This is a genomic window from Acinetobacter colistiniresistens, from assembly GCF_024582815.1.
Lineage (GTDB): Bacteria > Pseudomonadota > Gammaproteobacteria > Pseudomonadales > Moraxellaceae > Acinetobacter.
The window spans coordinates 3,844,787-3,865,171 of the sequence record NZ_CP102099.1 but is presented as its reverse complement, the minus strand read 5'-3'; the positions used below and the strand labels follow the sequence as shown (position 1 = coordinate 3,865,171).

Below are 20,385 nucleotides of genomic sequence, written 5' to 3'. Positions count from 1 at the left end.
CAATCTCGAGAGGTTGGGGTGTTTTTTATTGTCTTAAGCTAACATCCTTGCTTAAGAGTTATGTTATTGTCCTAGTAATATGTCGAATAATTGATAATGGGTTAGCGTGATTTTTTAGATACTGTTATCTGCTATTGCTTCTATCTATTTGTGCTTCTAATATTGAATAGCTTTGAAAAATATAGAAAAGCAAGATCAAACATCTAGAATTATTCGCGAATGGATATTGGATGATCCTGAAGGTGAGCTAATTAGATGAAATGATCGAATGCCTTAAGCAGCAAAATCTAAAATAATTCTATGTTGTTCGCATGTTTGCTAAATGAGGGCTAAGCGCTCCATTACAATAAATATTTGTACTTTTGCTAGTTTTTTGAACAGATAAGTCAGATGAAAGGCTTTTTCCTTGTATGCGTAAACATTGCTTTATGTTATAAATAATTTTATAGGCATGTTTTTTGCTTATTTAAATAAAAGGAAAGACTATGAAATTATCTGTTGGATTGAAAGTTGCGAACAGTTTATCGTTGACTCCTCAATTGCAACAGGCCATACGTCTTTTACAGCTTTCAAGTTTGGAACTTGAACAAGAAATTCAAATCCAATTAGACAGTAACCCATTGCTAGAAAAAATAGAAGACATGGGCACAACAGAAAGTCTTTCCTCACTAGAAACAAAAGAAACTGGGGACTTAACGACAGAACTTAATGCCGATCATCTTCCGAATGATTTACCCGTAGATACTGAATGGGATGATATTTATACTCATCAATCAACTGCTTTGGCCTCACCAGAATATGAAGAAAGAGAAGACAATCGCCAAGCACAAATGAGTCTGAAAGAGCATATCCTAGATCAAGTCAATCTCTTGCATTTTTCGACAGTTGATAAATTGATTGCATATTGCATTGTCGATTCCTTGGATGATAAAGGATTTTTGGATGCAGAATTAGAGGATATTCTGCTGGCTGTGTCTCGGCTCTTACAAGAAATGGAGAGCGACGAAGAGGTTGAAGAAGATGAAATTATTGTCGTTTTAAAGCATATTCAACGTTTAGATCCGATTGGTGTTGGATCAAGAAGCTTAGCTGAATGCCTGAAAATTCAACTTGAAACAGTGCATGAGAAAGTTCCTTATTTGGCAGAAGCTAAGAATTTATTGAAATATTATGAGTTATTGATTTCAAATGACCTGAATAAGTTATTAAAACAAACGGGTTTATCTAAAGAGCAATTGAAAAGTGCAGTTGATTTACTTAAAACATTAAAGCCATATCCTGGTCTAGAGTTTAATCAGCAAGATTCTGAGTATCAGGTTCCTGATGTTGTTGTTTCAAAGAAAGACTTGCATTGGCAGGTTCAACTCAATCCAGATATTCTGCCTAAATTGCGGATTAATTCGTTTTATTCTGGAATGATCCGTCGTGCAGATCAAAGCGATGATAACGTGTATTTGCGCAATCAAATGCTGGAAGCAAAGAACTTTATCAAGAGTATTGATGAACGCCATAAAACATTGTTAAAAGTGGCAACCTGTATTGTTGAGCATCAGCGTGCTTTTTTAGAGCAGGGACCTGAAGCGATGAAGCCTTTGGTGCTTCGTGATGTAGCAGAAGAAGTTGAGTTACACGAGTCGACTGTCTCACGAGTAACGACCAATAAATATATGCTGACGCCACGTGGTTTGTTTGAATTGAAATATTTCTTTTCAAGTCATGTTGGAACGACAACCGGTGGTGAAGCTTCATCGACTGCGATCCGCGCCATGATCAAGAAACTGGTTTCCAATGAAAATCCACGTAAGCCTTTGTCAGATAATGCAATTGCAGAAATGCTGAAGAATGAAGGCATTGAGGTGGCTCGACGCACTGTGGCGAAATATCGTGAATCGTTACATATTCCTTCATCATCTGAAAGAAAAGTCTTGATCTAAATTTTAAGGTGTGACTATTCTATTGGTTCATTATTACGGAATAATGAATTTTTTTATAGTCACTAGAGGAATCGCTGAAATGATTTAATGGATGTTAAACCACTGATATGCATTAAATTTGCTTGAGCGATTATCTTGTATCCTGAGAAAAAAGGTGAGGGATAGAATTATGCAAATAACGATTCGTGGACACCACTTAACTATTACACCAGCTATTGAAGAAAATATAAAAGAAAAGTTTAGTCAAATGACCAAGCATCTTGATCAGGTCAATAGCATGCAAATCAAACTGGCTAAAGATCATCAAATTGATAAACGTTCACACAAGGGAAGTGCAAACCATATTGCAGAAGCAATTATTCGTTTGCCGGGGGTAGAACTGTTTGCACAGGCGACAGCCGATGATATGTATACTTCGATTAGAAAATTGACAGATAAATTAAAACGTCAGCTTGCAAAACATCGAAAAATTCAATGTTCTTATCAGCATGAACTGGCACTTTTGAGTTAATTTTTCATTTTTAAAGAGGCTTTTAATCGAGCCTCTTTTTATTGATAAAAAAGAAACTGCTTACTGAATTATGTGAAAGAGTTATAGTAAAATAGCTCGTTTTACACCAATGGTTGTATAAGAGGTCTTGAAATGAATAGTGAGCAGCTCACGCAAATTTTAAAAGAAGCTTTCCCTGAAGCAGAAGTAGCAGTGAGCGGACAAGCTGGGAAATTTGACCTTCGCATTGTTGATGATCAGTTTGAAGGTAAACGTACCGTTGCTCGTCAACAAGCGGTTTATGCACCTCTAAATTCTTATATCGCGAGTGGCGCAGTTCACGCTGTTACCATTCGTGCAATGACAAAAGACGAATGGCGTAAAGCAAGCCTTTTCGGAGCTTAAATATTAATGGATAAGTTTTTAATTACGGGCGGTGTTAAGCTCGAGGGTGAAGTACGCATTTCTGGTGCAAAAAATGCAGCTCTACCTTTACTTGCAGCAATGATTTTGGCTGACTCTCCGATTACGCTGACCAATGTTCCAAATCTAAAAGATGTAAACACATTAGTGAAATTGATTGCTGGTCTTGGTGTGACGATAAGTTATGAAGGTGAAACGGTTTGTGCTGATGTTTCTACCTTAGATAATCAGTTTGCGCCTTATGAACTGGTGAAGACCATGCGCGCATCTATTTTAGTGCTTGGTCCATTATTGGCACGTTATGGTAATGCCAAAGTATCATTACCTGGTGGTTGTGCGATTGGTTCACGTCCAGTGGATCAACACTTAAAAGCTTTAGAAGCTTTGGGTGCACAGATTGAAGTTGAAAATGGTTATGTGCATGCTTCAGTAGATGGTCGTTTAAAGGGTGGCGAAGTTGTTTTTGATATGGTCACTGTTGGCGGTACTGAAAACATCCTGATGGCTGCGGCACTAGCGGATGGTGTAACCACGATTCGTAATGCAGCACGTGAACCAGAGATCACCGATCTTGCGCAAATGTTGATTAAAATGGGTGCCAAGATTGAAGGGATTGATACGGATACTCTGGTTGTTACTGGTGTTGAAAGCTTACATGGCTGTGAATATGCGGTGGTTGCCGATCGTATTGAAACAGGTTCATATTTAGCTGCCGCTGCTATTACTGGTGGACGAGTGAAGACCACGCATACGGACCCAGCATTGCTAGAAGCAGTCTTGGATAAGTTTGAAGAAATGGGTGCAGAAGTGACCCGTGGGGATGACTGGATTGAATTGGATATGCAAGGTAAGCGTCCAAAAGCAGTGAGCTTTAGAACATTGCCACATCCTGAATTTCCAACTGATATGCAAGCGCAAATCATGGCAGTCAATGCGATTGGTCGTGGTTTTGCAACAATTTCAGAAACAATCTTTGAAAATCGTTTTATGCATGTCCCAGAACTTTCACGTATGGGTGCAAATATTCAAGTGGAAGGTCATGATGCGGTCGTAACTGGCGTTGAAAAGCTTCAGGCAGCACCTGTGATGGCCACTGATTTACGTGCATCATTCTCATTGGTTCTCGCGGCATTAGTAGCAGAAGGTGAAACTCTGGTTGATCGTATCTACCATATTGACCGTGGCTATGAACAGATTGAAGAAAAATTGCAAAGTTTAGGTGCTCAGATTAAGCGAGTAAAAGGATGAATGACTTAAGAAACGATGATCCAAATTTTGACGTAATGGGCAATTTTGATCATGGTTTAACTTTAGCACTCAGTAAAGGTCGTATCTTAAAGGAAACATTACCCTTACTTGAAAATGCAGGTATCAACCTACTGGAAGATCCTGATAAATCACGTAAATTAATTTTTCCGACCACACATAAGAAAGTACGTATCTTGATTTTACGTGCTTCTGATGTGCCGACTTACGTCGAAAATGGTGCAGCAGATTTTGGTGTGGCAGGTAAAGATGTGTTGATGGAACATGGCGCACAACATGTTTATGAATTGCTTGACCTAAAAATTGCCAATTGTAAGTTGATGACAGCGGGTAAAGTTGGAATGGAGCGTCCGAAAGGTCGTTTAAAAATTGCAACCAAGTACGTGAATCTAACGCGCCAATACTATGCAAGCTTAGGCGAGCAAGTGGATGTGATTAAGCTTTATGGTTCAATGGAGCTTGCCCCTTTGGTTGGGTTAGGTGATTACATTGTCGATGTGGTCGATACAGGTAATACTTTACGTGCCAATGGTTTAGAGCCATTAGAAGAAATTTGCAAAGTTTCTTCACGCCTGATTGTGAATAAAGCCAGCTTTAAGCGTAAGCAAGCCGTGTTAAATCCGATTTTAACTCAGCTTGAAGAGGCTGTGAAATCACGTTCAGCATGATTTTGTATGATGATTAAAAAACCGTTCTTCTGAGCGGTTTTTTTATCGCTTGAGTTTATGGAGAGGTGGAAATACCAGCCTTTAAGATTTGGGTTTATATTGGAAGGGTTGATGGTTTGGAGACGAGTAATAACCATGAAAAATCCCTTACAACCTAAACAAGAATCTATTTTAAACTACAAGCACAATCTATTCCTTGCATCGAATGGTCGCCGCATATTGAATCGGTTGATGAAGTGATCACTCGTTCCGCTGAAACTATTGCTAAACGGGCGATTGCATGTTTGATCATGATTCAGATTGCGTGTGATTTAAATCATCAGCAATTTGATGAGGAAGCTAAAAACTTTATCGTTGATTTACTACATAAATTTGAAGTATTTGATCAACTTACCTCTAAAGAACGGAATATTTTAAATCAAGAGGCTTCTCAACAAGAGATTGTGAACATGATTTGGAAATATGAGGCTTACTGGGTGTTACTTTGGGCATTAGGCATTGTTAAAGAACTACATTATCCAGATACAATTGCCGATTGTGATTTTGCAGTGCAAGTGGTCTCTGTGTGTGGCTCATTTGATGAGTTTATGCAGCAAATTGAATTAAGAAGTATCGATGAAATTTTAGATCAGGCGGATCTGATCTATCGCTATGATTGTGCATGTGTAGATGCCCGCTTAAAACAACAGAACGCGCCTGAAAATTTAAATGCTTCGGTTGTTGTCGAGCGCCATGGCGCTTTAAATTGGCTGATACAACGCGATGGAGACTGGGATCATCCTGATTAAATACATAAAAATTAAAATATTTCAGCCTAAAAATGATTTTTCCTATTAAAGCAGTTAGAAATGCTGGTGTTATCTTGTCCACAAATTGGATGAAAAAGAGTAAACTTAGCGCTCTCTTATTCGCCTTGTGGGTAAATTGATGCGACGTTTATCGACTCAGGATCAGAACTTTAAACAGATTTTTGCTGAACTCTTAGCATTTGAAACTGTGAATGATCCTCAATTAGTACAAACTGTGGACCAGATCATTGCTGATGTTCGTCAGCATGGTGATAAACATGTACTTAAATTAACGCAGCAGTTCGATCGACATCCAGCGCATCAATTCTCTGATTTAGAACTGACCCAAGCCCAACTGAAAACTGCATTTGAAGGCTTAAGCACTGAAATTCGTGAAGCTTTGGAATTAGCTGCAAAACGCATTCGATCTTTCCACCAAGCACAAAAGCAAGAAGGCTGGACATATGTGGATGAACTCGGTAATACCTTAGGTCAGAAAGTTACACCGCTTGATCGCGTGGGGATTTATGTGCCCGGTGGCTTAGCGTCATATCCATCATCGGTGTTAATGAATGCTTTGCCAGCACATGTAGCGGGTGTTCCTGAAATCATTATGGTGGTTCCAGCCCCGAATGGTGAGTTGAATCCATTGGTGTTAGCTGCTGCCTATTTGGCAGGGGTAAGCCGTGTATTTACTATTGGTGGAGCACAAGCCGTTGCAGCATTGGCTTATGGAACAGAAACCATTCCTGCGGTCGATAAAATCACAGGACCAGGTAACCGCTTTGTAGCAGCTGCGAAGCGTTCTGTTTTTGGACAGGTCGGGATTGATATGATTGCAGGGCCTTCGGAAATTTTAGTCTATGCCGAAGGTGAAAATAATGCTGAATGGTTAGCCATGGATGTCTTGTCTCAAGCAGAGCATGACACCGTTGCGCAAGCCATTTTCATTACCCCAGATGAAACGCTGTTAAATGCAGTTGAAGCTGCAATTGAAAAGCATTTAAGTGAATTGCCAAAAGCAGAAATTGCACGAACGTCGATTCAAAATCGTGGTGCATTGGTATTGGTCAAAGATCGCGCAGAAGCGATTGAGTTGATTAATCAGGTTGCACCAGAGCACTTAGAACTTTGCATTGATGAAGCTGAATTAATGAGCCAAGAGATTCGTCATGCGGGCGCAATCTTTATGGGACGTTATACACCAGAAGCCATTGGTGATTATTGTGCAGGCCCCAACCATGTTTTGCCGACATCGGGTACAGCACGATTTTCTTCACCACTTGGTGTTTATGATTTCCAGAAGCGTTCAAGCCTGATTATGTGCTCTGAAGAGGGCGTGAAGAGCTTGGCAAAGGCAGCGGATGTTCTTGCGGTACAAGAAAATCTTGATGCTCATGCACGTTCAGCCCGTTATCGTTACCAATAACTGATTCAAAGATTGATAGGGGCTGGTTAGCCCCTTTTTTAGGATACATGAGAGTAGAACAATGACGTTTACAACAGAACAAATGCGTTTTTGGAGTCCTGAAGTTCGTGAATTAGAGCCTTATGTGCCGGGTGAGCAACCTAAAATTCAGAACTTGCTCAAACTAAATACCAACGAAAATCCATATCCACCATCGCCAAAAGTTGTGGCAGCGGTTGAAGCGGTTTTGGCTAATCAAGCAGATGCGCTACGTCTTTATCCAGATCCTGATGCAACGGCACTCAAGCAGGCGATTGCAGTACAGCAACAGGTGGATATCAGCCAAGTCTTTGTGGGCAATGGTTCTGATGAGGTGTTGGCGCATATTTTTAAAGCCTTTTTTATTCAAAAAGAGCCGATTCTTTATCCAGATATTACCTATAGTTTTTATCCTGTTTATAGCCAGTTTTTTGCAACGCAAACCAAGCAGATTCCATTGAATGACAAGTTCGAAATTGATGTATCGGATTATGCACAGGAAAATGGTGGGATCATCATTACTAATCCGAATGCGCCAACCAGTATTGCATTAGGATTAGCGCAGATTGAGCAGGTGCTTAAAGCTAATCCTGATCGCGTGGTAGTGATTGATGAAGCCTACGTCGATTTTGGTGCAGAATCAGCAGTACAATTGGTCAATCGATACGAAAACTTGGTGGTTTGTCAAACGACATCGAAATCTCGTTCATTGGCGGGTTTACGGGTTGGTTTTGCGATTGCGCAAGCACATTTGATTGCTGCACTTGAAGCAGTGAAGAATAGTTTTAACTCTTACCCAATGGATCGTTTCGCGATTGCAGCAGCTGTCGCATCATTTGAGGACCAAGCTTATTTTGAAGCGCAATGTCAAAAAGTAATTGCGAGTCGAGAACAATTGGTAAGTAGTCTTGCAGATTTAGGCTTCGAGGTTTTGCCATCCAAAGCCAATTTTATCTTTGCGACGCATCCACAACATGATGCGGCACAACTTGCCCAACAACTGCGTGAACAGGGCATAATTGTTCGTTACTTCAACAAACCACGCATCAATCAATTCTTACGTATTACGATTGGCACCGATGAACAAAACCAACGTTTGGTGGATACACTGAAAACAAAAATTCTGTAAATCTGTATTGAGCCTTATTGTTCAGAACTCTGCCATGTATTGAGTAAATCAAGCATGGCAGAAATTTTATCAAAGCATTCTTGATATTCGGCTTCTGCATCAGAGGCGATGGTAATCCCACCACCAGCCCACATCGATAATTGATTTTGGTATTGCTGAATACTGCGAATCAAAATATTCCAACAACCCGTTCCATCAAAATTAAAATAACCCAAACTACCACAATAGGCACCACGTGGTGCGCCTTCAAGTTCTTCGATAATCTGCATCGCCCGGATTTTGGGTGCACCTGTAATCGAGCCACCCGGAAGTGCCGATAACAACATTTGCATCGGGTTAATCTCGGGTTTTAAAGTCGCGGTAATTTCACTGACCATGTGATGGACTTGATTAAAACTCTCAATTTCAAAGAGTTTGGTGGTATTGACCGATCCTGTTTCTGCATAGACACTCAAATCATTACGTAGAAGATCTACAATCATGACATTTTCAGCTTGGTCTTTTTTAGAATGGCTGAGTTTATCTTTGGAGATTTTGTCTTGCTCAGGATCAGCAAAACGGGGCATGGTTCCCTTAATTGGGCGTGTTTTTATTTTTCGATTCGTTTGAAACTCAATAAACAGTTCAGGCGAGCAGCTGAGTAATTCGAAATCATTTATTTTGAGATAACCTGCATAAGGTGCATGGGTCAGATCCCATAAATCTTGTGCACGGCTTAAAAGTGAGCCTTGTGTCTGAGCGACAAACTCTTGGGTTAAGTTAATTTGATAGCAATCTCCTGCCTTGATGTACTCTTGAACTTGATCAAATGCACTGCGATATTGTTGTTTGGTCCAGCGCGGCTGACATAGTTTATTTAAAGAAAGCAGGGGCAGTTGTTTGGAGGTGTTTATCAAATTAATAAGGTATTGGTAGATGCTTTTAGCCTGATTTTCATCACTGTAAAAATACCAAGCCTCATTTTCGTATTTTAGAAAGCTAGAATATTGACCTAAGAAAAAACTTGGCTGTGAATGCATATCAATGTTGACAAACTGGTCTGCGCTATAGTCATAACTAAAGAAACCAATATAGCCACCCTGAAATCCAGAAGTATTCCTAGAAGATGAGGTGTGGTGAAATTTAGAAAATTTTGAAAGGGACGTAGTTATTGAGGTGGTTTGATATTGATTGATCTGTGTTTGTTGAAATTGTTGAAGCCTAGCGTGCTGAAAAACTAAAAACTCTTTGGGTAAAAATGCAATAACAGGCATATTTTGGTCATGTAAGTAAACCAATCCGGTTAAATCATATAGTCGGGACAGAAGATCAAATGCAGAAGTGAGTTGCGTGTTAAGCTTTTGTTGAAAATAAGACATAAAAACGGAAATACTTGCATATACATTTGGAAAGAAGAATTGTACTACATTCAAAAAAATGTGACTGGCTTTTATCAAGTCATTCGGTGCAAAGTGAATGGTGTTTCAATAGAGTTAGGGTATTGTATTTATACTTGGATTAAAGTTGATGGGCTGTGGATTGAACCCGAGCGTAGTAACCCATTTTGTTAACAGTTTTGTGCTCAAGATCAGAACTGGATGACTGAAGTTATAAGACACATCATGTTTGTTGTTAATGTGGATCATATATAAATTATCAATTTATACATGTGCTTATAGATTAAAAAAGAAAATTGCCGAATTGAGCGTTTTATATGCCGTTTATCGGGTAGTAGTTAAAAAGCAATTAACAGGAGTTGAACATAAAATAACAAACGGGTAATTTAGTAATTGCTAAGCGAACTACTCAAGGATTGGAAGTTCTAGTTGTCATTTAATAATAAAACGACCGTGGACAGTTTAGAGTAGTGTAAGTCAAAAAATAAATGCTCTTGGGAGAGTGCTCAATGAAAATGTTTGCTAAACTAGCTTTAGTTTCTTCAATGGCGATTAGCGCAAATGCAATGGCTATGCAGTCAATGGATGATGCTGCACTAAGCGCTGCAACAGGTCAAGATGGTATTAACATTGGTCTAGGTGTTACATCTGTAACGATCGATAAATTATTAATTCATGATAATGATGGTTATGCGAACAACGGTGCAGCAGCAGGTACTATTGGTTCTGGTGGTACAGGTACAGCGGGTGCGATTGTTGTAAACAACGTGGCAATTACACCAAATATGGATGCATTATTGCCTTCTCATAATTTAGCTGATTTAAAAATTGATACAGATGCGGGCACTACAGCAACAGGTGGTGCGTTCCTTAATGTGGCAGCGAAAGTATCTGGTTTGAATATCAATGTTGGTAAAATTGAAGTGGCGGCTTCAGGCACAGCAGGTACAACTAATATTCAACGTGGTACGACTGGTACGGCAAATGAAATCTTATCTGGTTTGACTTTAAAAACCGGTACGATGGATGCAAATATTCAGTTAGGTGCTGCTCCTCAAGGTGCAATGATCATGTTGAATACGACCATGACTGGTGGTTTGGAAATTACTAACCTCGGTATCAAAGATAAATCAACCATTGGTCAAACGACTTTATCTGGTGTTGCAAGTACACTTGCTGGTGAAATCCACTTAGACAGCATTAAGGTTGCTGATAATGGTGGTACTGACATGACTGTTAAAGCGAATGTTAGTGTTGTTGGTGAAAGTACTGCTGGTGCTAAAGACGGATACTTAAGAATCGTTAGCCAATCTCCAGCAAATGGTTCAGATATTTATATCAAAGGTGTTCATTTAGGTAGTGCTAATGCAGGTTCAATTGGTGATGTAGAAATTCAAGGTTTGAAAACTACATATTCTGGTGGTAACGGTGCAGCAATTACGATTTCTGGTCACTAATCAGTTCTCAAACAAAAAAAGCGCTTTTGCGCTTTTTTTGTTTTTAATACCTTAGTTTTTTTCAAAAATACAGGAAAATATATCCAATAAAGACTGTATCGACCTAACTGCCACAGTTGTTATTTTATGCCTATAGTTCAATCATTTTTGCCTGAGAATATCATGCTTATCTCGTGTTTAAAAGAGAGAAGAAAAGAATTCTTTGTTATAGAATTGTTTGCTTGAAACGTTAAACTGTTTAATCGTAGAGCTAATTATAAAAAAATAACATTTCGTCAAAAAACCAAAAAAAGATGTATTTTTTAGAAAAAAGGTATCTTCAATTTGCAGGGATGTAGTGTCAGTAGACACTGAAAATAAAATGAATAAGGCAAGTGTTGCCATTGTTAGAAAAAGAGACTTATGTTAGAGATCGCTTTAGGCTCGGCATTGATGTATTACTTTACAACGCAAGCCTTTGAAATAGAAAAAAAACCAGAGGGGACTGTGTATTACACAGAAACCTTGGACTCTCGTTATCCTTCTTTCACTCGTAATCACCGTGAATCGGTTGTCATTAAACCAGCAATAGAAGAGCAATTTCGTGGGATTGTACGCCAAGCCTATGATTATAGCTGTGGATCTGCTGCATTGACGACCTTATTAAATGGCTATGGTGGTTTGCGACTGACTGAACAACAAACCATGAGTGGTCTGCTGCAATATGGGGAATATCAACGAATTATTGAGCGCCGTAGTTTCTCCTTGTTAGATATGAAACGTTTTGTCTCAGCTTTAGGAATTAATAGTGGTGGATATCGGGGGGAGTTTTCTGATCTTATTTCATTAAAACAGCCAGCGATTGTTCCTATTACTTATGCTGGATTTAAACATTTTGTAGTATATAAAGCATATAAAGATGGAAGGGTTTATGTGGCTGATCCTGCCTTAGGCAATATCAGCTTTGATGAAACTCGATTTAAAGAAATATGGGATAACAATACTTTATTTATTGTAGATATTCCTCAGCAATACCAAAAGAGTTTATTGGCTTTACAAGATGCGGATATGCGTCATGTTGAGGATGCCACAGTAAACCGATATGCACTTGCTGAGATTCAATTTCCTACACAGAAATTTGAACGAATTGCGGATAAAGCTTCAACCATGCGTCGAGTGTTGGATTCTGATCCAAAATCTGCAACTTATAATCAGCCGATAACCACCTATATGCGCTTATATTACAAGCGGAAGTAAGTTTAGAAAAATCAGTAAAATTAATGTAATAGGATGTAAAAGTAAAATGAATGGTACATGGATGAATATGAGTGTGTTGGCCTTAAGTTTAAGTGCAATCACATCAACACTTTATGCAGCAGAGCAACAGCCCTCTGTGGATGCTCAAGTTGAGCAGTCTGAATCAGCAACAGAGGCTAAAAATACTGCTGCTGAAAACTCAACAGCTCAAGTGGGGGCAACGGCTGCTGTTACGGGGAATAGTCAAGCAGATCAGGCAGCGAATGCATTACAGAAAAAAGAAAGTGATGCAACCCAAGAAACAAATTTACAAGAAGTCTTTACCTCAAATGAACGTCAGTACTCGTTAATTAAAAAAGGTGTTTTTTCATCTTATTATGACTTGGATTATACCTATTATCGCGATAGCCGCCTTGATCTGGCAATGAATGATAGTAATAGTTCATTATCAAGATTACGGGTAGAAGAAGATGCCAACCATACCTTGACCAATACCTTTACGGTTCAATATGGTTTATTAGACAATGTTACTTTATCTGCATCATTGCCTTTTGTTGCCAAAAAAGACTTATTAAAAGATCAGACAACCGCAGGTCTTGGGGATATTAATTTTGGTGCGCGTTGGGAACCATTTCCATTAAAGCAAGGCCGCTTGCCATTGGTCTTATTTGGTAGCCTATCGACCAAAACGGGGGATAGTCCTTACGATGTTGGAATGGATGAACTATCTACAGGTAAGGGATATTACTCAGTTGGTGCTGGGGCAAGTACACGTAAATATATTGACCCAGTTGTATTATTTGCTTCAGTTTCAACAAGTTATGGTTTTAAAGAGTCTGGTTTAAATCAACAGCGCGGTGCTAACATAAATACTGGTAGCCCTCGTATTCTCGAAAGTTTTGATCCTGGGCTTAGTGGTGGATTTTCTTTCGGATTTGCATACTCCTTTAACTATGACGTGTCTTTAACTATGTCATATCAACAAAGCTTTAATACTGGTGCAAAGTTCTATTTCAGTGAGGGAGAAAGCTATAAATCAGCAGACCAAAGTAGTGCCATGTTGTCATTTGCTTTGGGGGTACGTGTTTCACCTGAAACTATTGTCAATGGTACGGTTGGTATTGGTTTAACTGAAGATGCACCAGATGTATCACTGGGCTTGTCTTTCCCGCTTGATATTATCGGTTTTGGTAAAAAAGTCCGTTAAGGAGATATAATAATGGTGAAAAGCCTTAGATTATGTCCATTAACGATAGCAATTTTTTTTGCGGGACTATCAAGTGCGACACATGCACAACTTGGACAAGATTTATCCGTAGATTTACGTTCTTTGGCATTGGGGAATGCCGTAACTGCTGACCCACCTGGTATTAGTGCTGTTCACTTTAACCCAGCAGCACTTGCCAAGCTGGATGGACTACAAACAGATGTACAAGGGATTCTCGCTAATTTTGCAATTAAGCGGGATTATTCAGCGCCAGCAGGTTATAACGTTTTTGGTTATTCTGATGATCCACTTGTTTGTAATGACGGACCTGAAGTTGATTCAAATATTTGTACCAATTTTAAAGGTACTGTAAGTGGTGATGTCGAGTATGCCAGTATTTATGTGCCTATTCTAAAGAAAATCGTTGATTTAGGTCCTAACTCTCCTTTGGTTGCTCCAACCGCTGGTATTTCTTATAAGCCGCCAGGCTCAAAAGTGACGTATGCGACAGCTGTATATGCCCCGCTTGTCGCTGGATTCGGAGCAGAAGATGGTAACCCGAGTAACTATATGGGACAACAGGTTGCATTAGAACGGATTACTTATTTATCACCATCTTTTGGTTATCAGGTGAATGATAATCTATATCTAGGCGCATCTTTCGGGATGTCTTACCAAGCTATTGCGCTGAAAACAGATTTACGTTTCCCTAATGAATTAATTGGCGTTCTTCGCATGGTTGATGAAGTCGTTTGTGGGCCATTTAAACAAAACGGGGACATTATTACCGATCTTTTACTGTTCGGTATGTGTAATGCGAAGGAGGGAATGAACCCATTCAATAAAGTTGGTGCTTTAGATGTCTCTTTAGAGCAGTCTCTAAGTCCAAGTTATAACTTGGGTTTACTGTGGGAACCAACGGATGATTTTAGTTTTGGTATGGTTTATCAAAGTGAAGCTAAAATGCGTCTGCATGGCAAATATCTCATCAATGTCGCGAATGCGCCACGAGAGTTAATTGCAGGTCTCAACTCATCTGCAACAGGACAAATTCTCGCTGCAATTTTAGGTTTTCCTGGTTATGCACCTGCTGTTGAGTCTGGCTTATTAGCAATGGATTTTAAGTATCCACAGCATTTCAAAGCAGGGATCAAATATAAAATATTACCTGACTTACAAATGAACTTTGATTTGGGTTGGACTGACTTCTCGGCTTGGGATAAATTCAAATTTGAATTTGATCGGCAGATTTCCTTATTAAAAGTTGCCAAATTACTTTCTGCCGATGTGACAGATCGTTCATTGTCCTTGCCATTAAAATTCCAATCTTCTTGGCGTTGGGGAATTGGGTTTGAGTACTCGGCAACAGACCGTCTGAAATTACGGATGGGCTATGAGCCACGTACGAGCTCTATTCCAGATGATAAGCGAAATACGATGGTGCCAATTAACAATGCGCAATTGTTTGGTTTAGGTGTCGGTTATCGTTTCGATCAAGATACTGACTTGGATTTATCAATTGGTTTCTTGCGTAGTCGTGATGATATTCCGGCAAATACCAGTAGTTTATCCAATAAAACAGGGGTAGATAATCTCTTGCTAAACCCGTATGCGGGCTTAAATGTGAAAACAAATACCAAAGTCACTTTACTTGGGATTAATTACAGAACAAGATGGTAATGAAAAAGAAAAGTACTCAACATCAGACACTTGCAATTTCATTATTTTGCTTAATGATGGCAAGTGTCTCAGGCGTTTATGCAGATGGCTTCTATACGATTATTGGACCCGATGGTCGTCCAATGGTAGTGCCGATGAAAATTGGGAAAAAAGAATTAGAGCCAAATAAGCAGAAGCAGGAACTTCGTACTGAAAAAGCCCCAGCGTCAGTTATCGATCATTCAAATACAGTAAAGCCTGCCGTTGAACCGGTTCAACAGAAGAAAATTGAATCTTCTCAGTCATCTGATCTAGGCCAGAATCCATCCAAGATAACTAAAAAGATTGACGTTACTGAGCCAGTAATAACAATAGCTGAGCCTAAAATAGAATCAAGCCTTCCAGCTAAAGTGATCAACAAGGATTCAGAAAAAGTTGTTTCGAAGACTGTCGAAAAATCAAAAGCTACCCAGACATCTTCAAATACTTTGACGATAGAAAAGCCAATAATCGACAAAAAATCAGCGATTATAGAAAAAGCTGCTTTGACTCATAGCGCTTCTAATGAGGTACTTTCATCTACTGGATTTAGTCAGGTAGATGGTGTTAAGTATGTCAATAGTGAATATTTAGAAAACCAAGAGTTTAATTTAGATGGTAAAAAGCGTTTCTATACCATGCCTGATGGTACTGGCCGTTTGGAAACCATTGAAAGGAAGAAAGGCGTGAGTCGTTCGGTCTTGGATAAATTGCTCAATCGTTCACAACAATCAACAGCACCAATTGCATTGGCAGGAACTTATGTGCGTTTATCCAGTGAAGATTTAAAATCTGCATTTGAGAATGACCGCTGTTTTATTGATGGCTATAAAAAATCGATTAAAACACTTAAGCCGAATAAAGATGTAGGGCTTTGGCCACGTAAACCACTGAAAGAAAAATTTGAATATGAGTTGGTCAAAATCGACCCCGCTATTCAATATATGCAGATAGACTCATATTCTTCAAACAGTGAAAAACCAGTCTATTATTGGCCACTCGTTGTATTTTTGGACGAAAAAGGCTGTATTGAAGAAGGCGTAAGTGGATTTAAGAGTACTAAAACGGTTGCGACGGTATTACAACATTCTGCAATTCAAGGTGTGATAAAAGTACCTCAGGGTGCTCATTACATGATGATGACACCGTTAGCATCTGCAGTTGATGTCTCTGAGCCTGAACTCTCAAATCAAGGACAGTTAAAAATTTCTGTTTTACAGTAAGCATGGATAGGATTAATCAATGATGAACAAAAAGATATTATTACCATTTGCTTTTTCAGCATTGGCTATTTTTTTACATGGATGTGGTAGTGAAAGCGCGAAGATCAACGAAGATCCAACAAAAGGTACGATAGGCGTTACCTCAAATACCAGTTGCAGTATTAGTGCAACAGACTGCTTGCAATTTGTATTGGATTACCCAGTAGCAGGTCTAAATTTTGATTGTAGCAGTGATAAAGTCAATCATTTTGCGACGAAACTGGATAGCAACATCGTTACTGGGGCTTGTAAATTAGGTGATACTGTTAGTTTTTATTTACAGGGTGCAGAGAGTTCAAGAAAAATCAGTTTGGGCACGATTCAATTAGATAAAATCACTAAAACAAAAGTGGCTGGAGTACCTGCACGAATTCGGATTGTTGATCTTGCGATGGGACTGACAGGCCAAACACCTGCTAGTTTAAGTATGAGCGACGATACCATAAGAGTAGCGATGGCTTTGGTGAAAATTTTCCAGAGTCAAAGTATTGCTGATGATACTAATACGATTGGTGACGTACAACCGATTGAATTCACGCCTGAAAAGAAAAATACACTTTCTAGTATAAGTGGCGATATTGGTGCTACAGAATTAAAGAACGGTGCTTATGCGGGGATTCTCAAACCATGGCTGGATGTCAGTAAAATCAGTGATGAACAAGCATTTGCAGTGGTTACTCAATTACTGAATTTAAGTAATATGGGAGTTTGGTATGCCGAATTACCTATTTTTAAAGCAGGAAGTAATGGAGCGGTTGTTGAGGTTCCTAATGAGGGAAGTGGTGTATTTCCTGATGGGCTGTTTGGATGTAATAGAGACCTGTATACAGACTGTCTTAATACTAAAGATGGTAAAGGTGCAAATTTATTACACTCGATGGGGCGGTTTGAGCTATTGACTGATCGTCAGGGATATATCATTGGTTCTGGCCAACAGTGGCGTGGTAGCCCAGTGATTAACAATAATATTGTATCTCCACCGATAGTGTTGCTTGGTACGACTAAACCTGACAAGCTGCAAATCAAAGCGCAAAATCAATGGTTTAACTTGATTAATCAGGAAATTAACCCAAATCAGCCGTTACGCTTCACATTAAACAGTAATGCAGCTGAAGACGTGTTAATGACGCAAGGGAAATTGATTAACGGTACCAATATTGCGAGTACCGAAGCGGTCTACCGACAGTTGATGAAATTTAAATCTACAGATCCATTTAATAATGCAAAAGATCTAGGCGCGTGGCAGCAAAATGTTGCAGGTGTGAATTATAAAGGGGTAACGGATGTATTTAAGGTCAACCCAGCCAGCTATTTACCAAAAGATGTCTTTACCACAGAAGCTAATGTTCGGTCTGGACAACGTTATGCTTTCCCTCTCTATGCAACGCTGACCTTTAAATTTCAGGATACGACTATTGCACCAGTGGATTTAGGTATTGTGATTGATGAGCATGGTGATATTCGTACTGACATTAAAAAAGATGCAACAGCAACGGATATGTCTGGAAACTGCGCCAAAGCAGAGCCACAACCAGATGGTAGCTTGCTTGATGAATATGGTGTAACACAGTATCGGATAGGTACGACAGGTGGAGCACTTTATTCAGCCAATGATAAATCGATTACGGTACGGATGATTTTTGCAAATTCAAGATTTGGTGCGATTGATGGGGTATTACTTGGTTTGAATTTTACTTCTTTAAATGGCCAAAATAATATTAGTGGTGCAAAAATCAATGTGCATAATTTATTGAATGGTCAGGCCACAGGAATTAACTTGACCAACTTCTCCAACAATACGGTGTCTTGGTTGAATAATTCTGCTTTATATATGACATCTTATATCAATGCTTATGATAAAGAGGGAACAGATAAGAGCAAATTTGTTGAACCAACAGCTCAAGAACGTGCATTTGCAAAAGGTTATCAAGGAACCGCCAGTATCCGTATTGCAGATCAAAAAATTCCAGCATGTAATGCCATTAAGATTAAGTCTTAATTGAGGCAATAAAAAAGACCGCATCTGCGGTCTTTTTTATTTTAACCCGTATGATCAAGTCGGGTTCCGAGTGTTTCTAAATGGGGTGGAAAGAGTCCGGTCTTGCGGTCAGCAAAATAATGTCGAAGCGTCTGCTCCACACTTGGGAAGGCCAGTTCTGTCCATGGGATTTCATACTCTTCGAATAGACGGCATTCAATGCTTTCTTCACCTGCACCAAATAAACCTTGTTTTAAATGAGCCTTAAATAATACATAGATCTGTCCAATACGAGGGATATTGTACATACAGTACAATTGTTCGATCTCTACTTCGGCTTCTGCCTCCTCACGGGTTTCACGGGCGGCACCTTGTTCCATGGTTTCAAATAATTCCATATAACCTGCGGGCAAGGTCCAAAGGCCATAGCGAGGTTCAATTGCACGGCGACAAAGTAAAACTTTGTCATCCCAAAGAGCCAATGCGCCGCAAATCACTTTTGGGTTTTCGTAGTGAATGTTGCCACAATGAGTGCAGACAAGTCGTGATTTATGATCACCTAGTGGAATTTTTGCTTCAGTTTGATGTCCACATACAACGCAAAAGCTCATAATTATCATCAGCCGTAGAGATGACTCAGCATAACTGAATTTTGATGACTTCGCATCATGATCTATGATTGCAGTTAAAAATTCGGCTATGATGCTGATTAAGGAATAAGAGAAAAAGAGATGAGTCATATGGAAGAACCATCGTTAATACAGCTTTTACAACAACGGTTGCGTTTTTCCAAACGAATCCAGCAGGCAGATGCCGCTGTTTTGATTGCGATTACCCACGAGCCCCAGCCGAAGGTTTTACTGACACGCCGTTCGATGCAATTATCTCAACATGCGGGTGAGGTCTCTTTTCCTGGTGGGAAAAGAGACCCGAGTGACACCAGTAATATTGTGGTCGCCTTACGTGAGGCACAAGAGGAAACCGCACTGAATCCGTTTGATGTCAAACTATTGGGCGATTTGCCAATCCAGCGTGCCCGCAGTGGTTTGTCTGTTAAACCGATCGTGGGATTAATACCTGCTCAAGTGGATTTAATTGCTCAGCCTACCGAAATTGACCGAATTTTCTTTGCACCTTTACAAGAGCTGATTGATGCTCCACCTTTGCCTTATGAAGTGCGTTTAGCTCGACAGTCGCTTTATTTTCCGAGTATGCAGGTCGAAAGTGAAATTGTCTGGGGATTGACGGCCCGCATGCTAATTTCTTTATTCCAATACGGGTTGGGCTATCAAAAACACTGGCCGTTTTTGGTGAATCCACCACATTTTGGTTTATCTAAGTTTTAATCTTTAAGAGTATTTATCATGCTGTATACCTATCAGGGATTGAGTCCAAAAGCGTTACATGAACCTTGGGATGGTTGGGTTGCACCAACGGCTACTGTGATTGGCCAAGCGGAATTAGGGCGTCAGGTCAGCATCTGGTTTGGTGCTGTGGTTCGTGCTGATAATTGTGTGATTCGTATTGGTAACTTTTCCAATATTCAGGAAAATGCAGTGTTACATACTGATGCAGGCATTGAATTGAATGTGGGTGAATATGTCACGATTGGCCATAAAGTAATGCTGCATGGGTGTAGCATTGGTGATAATTCACTGATTGGTATGAATGCAGTAATTCTGAATCATGCCGTGATTGGGAAAAACTGTATTATTGGCGCTAATGCATTAATTCCTGAAGGAAAAATTATTCCAGATAATTCGGTGGTCATGGGTTCACCTGGTAAAGTGGTGAAAACCTTAGATGAGCAGGGCGCTGCACGATTACGTTTCAGTGCCTTACATTATGCAGAACATTATAAAAAATTCTTAGATTTAGAGCCGTTCCAGTTCTAATCATTGCAGTTGAAGAAGCCAAGTTTATACTTGGCTTTTTTATGGCGATAAAAAGACAATAACTCGCCTATCGCGTTTGAGTGGAGTATGATACGCGATGTTTTTTATCTCTTTTTCTCTAAGGTTTTTGC

The 20,385-nt window shown here is 39.5% G+C and carries 17 protein-coding genes and 1 pseudogene; 16 read left to right on the top strand and 2 right to left on the bottom strand.

The genetic code is table 11. The annotated features are described in order from the left end of the window. Positions 1-485 precede the first annotated feature (485 nt). From NQU59_RS18550 to hisC, 8 genes and pseudogenes are all read left to right on the top strand, one after another. On the top strand, positions 486-1,934 hold the full coding sequence (locus tag NQU59_RS18550; RefSeq protein ID WP_043970868.1) for an RNA polymerase factor sigma-54: 1,449 nt from the start codon (positions 486-488) through the stop codon (positions 1,932-1,934). A 169-nt stretch (positions 1,935-2,103) separates the two neighbouring features. Continuing rightward, positions 2,104-2,445 carry a ribosome hibernation-promoting factor, HPF/YfiA family gene (gene hpf / locus NQU59_RS18545; protein ID WP_004655596.1) on the top strand — a complete coding sequence of 114 codons (342 nt, stop codon included), beginning with the start codon at positions 2,104-2,106 and terminating at the stop codon, positions 2,443-2,445. A gap of 132 nt (positions 2,446-2,577) precedes the next feature. Continuing rightward, positions 2,578-2,829 (top strand): BolA family iron metabolism protein IbaG, encoded by a 252-nt coding sequence (gene ibaG, locus NQU59_RS18540; RefSeq protein WP_005151378.1) that lies wholly within the window; start codon positions 2,578-2,580, stop codon positions 2,827-2,829. 6 nt (positions 2,830-2,835) lie between these two features. After that, entirely contained in the window at positions 2,836-4,095 is a 1,260-nt protein-coding gene (gene murA, locus NQU59_RS18535; RefSeq protein WP_005239569.1) for a UDP-N-acetylglucosamine 1-carboxyvinyltransferase, read from the top strand. Beyond that, on the top strand, positions 4,092-4,781 hold the full coding sequence (gene hisG, locus NQU59_RS18530) for an ATP phosphoribosyltransferase (protein ID WP_005239568.1): 690 nt from the start codon (positions 4,092-4,094) through the stop codon (positions 4,779-4,781). The genes murA and hisG overlap by 4 nt, the downstream gene beginning before the upstream one ends. A 135-nt stretch (positions 4,782-4,916) precedes the next feature. Next, positions 4,917-5,569 (top strand): annotated as a pseudogene (locus NQU59_RS18525) (DUF4272 domain-containing protein). A 139-nt stretch (positions 5,570-5,708) separates the two neighbouring features. Then, on the top strand, positions 5,709-6,998 hold the full coding sequence (hisD, locus tag NQU59_RS18520; protein WP_005239559.1) for a histidinol dehydrogenase: 1,290 nt from the start codon (positions 5,709-5,711) through the stop codon (positions 6,996-6,998). Positions 6,999-7,059: 61 nt separating this feature from the next. Beyond that, a complete protein-coding gene (gene hisC / locus NQU59_RS18515; protein WP_005239558.1) occupies positions 7,060-8,145 on the top strand; it encodes a histidinol-phosphate transaminase in 1,086 nt (361 codons plus the stop codon). Between the two features lie 14 nt (positions 8,146-8,159). Here the strand turns inward: hisC and NQU59_RS18510 are convergent, their stop codons facing one another. After that, positions 8,160-9,503: an anthranilate synthase component I family protein gene (locus NQU59_RS18510; protein ID WP_257064419.1), complete on the bottom strand. Its 1,344-nt coding sequence runs from the start codon at positions 9,501-9,503 to the stop codon at positions 8,160-8,162. 527 nt (positions 9,504-10,030) lie between these two features. Between NQU59_RS18510 and filA the strand changes: the two genes are divergently transcribed. From filA to filF, 6 genes are all read left to right on the top strand, one after another. Then, a complete protein-coding gene (filA, locus tag NQU59_RS18505) occupies positions 10,031-10,978 on the top strand; it encodes a putative pilus system protein FilA (RefSeq protein WP_005239556.1) in 948 nt (315 codons plus the stop codon). Positions 10,979-11,380: 402 nt separating this feature from the next. Then, positions 11,381-12,214, top strand: a complete 834-nt coding sequence (gene filB, locus NQU59_RS18500) for a putative pilus system C39 family peptidase FilB (RefSeq protein ID WP_005239555.1) — start codon at positions 11,381-11,383, stop codon at positions 12,212-12,214. Positions 12,215-12,260: 46 nt separating this feature from the next. Further along, the gene (gene filC / locus NQU59_RS18495) at positions 12,261-13,421 is read left to right on the top strand and encodes a putative pilus system protein FilC (protein WP_043970860.1); all 1,161 of its coding nucleotides are present in this window, start codon (positions 12,261-12,263) and stop codon (positions 13,419-13,421) included. Positions 13,422-13,436: 15 nt separating this feature from the next. Then, the gene (filD, locus tag NQU59_RS18490) at positions 13,437-15,101 is read left to right on the top strand and encodes a putative pilus system OmpP1/FadL family transporter FilD (RefSeq protein ID WP_010590100.1); all 1,665 of its coding nucleotides are present in this window, start codon (positions 13,437-13,439) and stop codon (positions 15,099-15,101) included. Next, entirely contained in the window at positions 15,101-16,342 is a 1,242-nt protein-coding gene (filE, locus tag NQU59_RS18485) for a putative pilus assembly protein FilE (protein WP_043970858.1), read from the top strand. The genes filD and filE overlap by 1 nt, the downstream gene beginning before the upstream one ends. Positions 16,343-16,361: 19 nt before the next feature. Then, positions 16,362-18,380 (top strand): putative pilus system protein FilF, encoded by a 2,019-nt coding sequence (gene filF / locus NQU59_RS18480; protein WP_005239551.1) that lies wholly within the window; start codon positions 16,362-16,364, stop codon positions 18,378-18,380. A 41-nt stretch (positions 18,381-18,421) separates the two neighbouring features. Here the strand turns inward: filF and NQU59_RS18475 are convergent, their stop codons facing one another. Beyond that, positions 18,422-18,970, bottom strand: a complete 549-nt coding sequence (locus NQU59_RS18475) for an NUDIX hydrolase (RefSeq protein ID WP_257064416.1) — start codon at positions 18,968-18,970, stop codon at positions 18,422-18,424. Positions 18,971-19,090: 120 nt separating this feature from the next. On the opposite strand from NQU59_RS18475, the gene NQU59_RS18470 reads away from it, so the two are divergent. Both NQU59_RS18470 and NQU59_RS18465 read left to right on the top strand, forming a co-directional pair. Then, on the top strand, positions 19,091-19,705 hold the full coding sequence (locus NQU59_RS18470; RefSeq protein WP_010590104.1) for a CoA pyrophosphatase: 615 nt from the start codon (positions 19,091-19,093) through the stop codon (positions 19,703-19,705). A 21-nt stretch (positions 19,706-19,726) separates the two neighbouring features. Then, a complete protein-coding gene (locus NQU59_RS18465; RefSeq protein ID WP_168926850.1) occupies positions 19,727-20,254 on the top strand; it encodes a gamma carbonic anhydrase family protein in 528 nt (175 codons plus the stop codon). The last annotated feature ends 131 nt before the right edge of the window (positions 20,255-20,385 follow it).

What these genes read in the sequence shown, in the direction of transcription:
- NQU59_RS18550 (WP_043970868.1), top strand. Translation starts at nt 486, where the DNA reads ATGAAATTATCTGTTGGATTGAAAGTTGCGAACAGTTTATCGTTGACT.
- hpf (WP_004655596.1), top strand. Translation starts at nt 2,104, where the DNA reads ATGCAAATAACGATTCGTGGACACCACTTAACTATTACACCAGCTATT.
- ibaG (WP_005151378.1), top strand. Translation starts at nt 2,578, where the DNA reads ATGAATAGTGAGCAGCTCACGCAAATTTTAAAAGAAGCTTTCCCTGAA.
- murA (WP_005239569.1), top strand. Translation starts at nt 2,836, where the DNA reads ATGGATAAGTTTTTAATTACGGGCGGTGTTAAGCTCGAGGGTGAAGTA.
- hisG (WP_005239568.1), top strand. Translation starts at nt 4,092, where the DNA reads ATGAATGACTTAAGAAACGATGATCCAAATTTTGACGTAATGGGCAAT.
- hisD (WP_005239559.1), top strand. Translation starts at nt 5,709, where the DNA reads ATGCGACGTTTATCGACTCAGGATCAGAACTTTAAACAGATTTTTGCT.
- hisC (WP_005239558.1), top strand. Translation starts at nt 7,060, where the DNA reads ATGACGTTTACAACAGAACAAATGCGTTTTTGGAGTCCTGAAGTTCGT.
- NQU59_RS18510 (WP_257064419.1), bottom strand. Translation starts at nt 9,503, where the DNA reads ATGTCTTATTTTCAACAAAAGCTTAACACGCAACTCACTTCTGCATTT.
- filA (WP_005239556.1), top strand. Translation starts at nt 10,031, where the DNA reads ATGAAAATGTTTGCTAAACTAGCTTTAGTTTCTTCAATGGCGATTAGC.
- filB (WP_005239555.1), top strand. Translation starts at nt 11,381, where the DNA reads ATGTTAGAGATCGCTTTAGGCTCGGCATTGATGTATTACTTTACAACG.
- filC (WP_043970860.1), top strand. Translation starts at nt 12,261, where the DNA reads ATGAATGGTACATGGATGAATATGAGTGTGTTGGCCTTAAGTTTAAGT.
- filE (WP_043970858.1), top strand. Translation starts at nt 15,101, where the DNA reads ATGAAAAAGAAAAGTACTCAACATCAGACACTTGCAATTTCATTATTT.
- filF (WP_005239551.1), top strand. Translation starts at nt 16,362, where the DNA reads ATGATGAACAAAAAGATATTATTACCATTTGCTTTTTCAGCATTGGCT.
- NQU59_RS18475 (WP_257064416.1), bottom strand. Translation starts at nt 18,970, where the DNA reads ATGAGCTTTTGCGTTGTATGTGGACATCAAACTGAAGCAAAAATTCCA.
- NQU59_RS18470 (WP_010590104.1), top strand. Translation starts at nt 19,091, where the DNA reads ATGAGTCATATGGAAGAACCATCGTTAATACAGCTTTTACAACAACGG.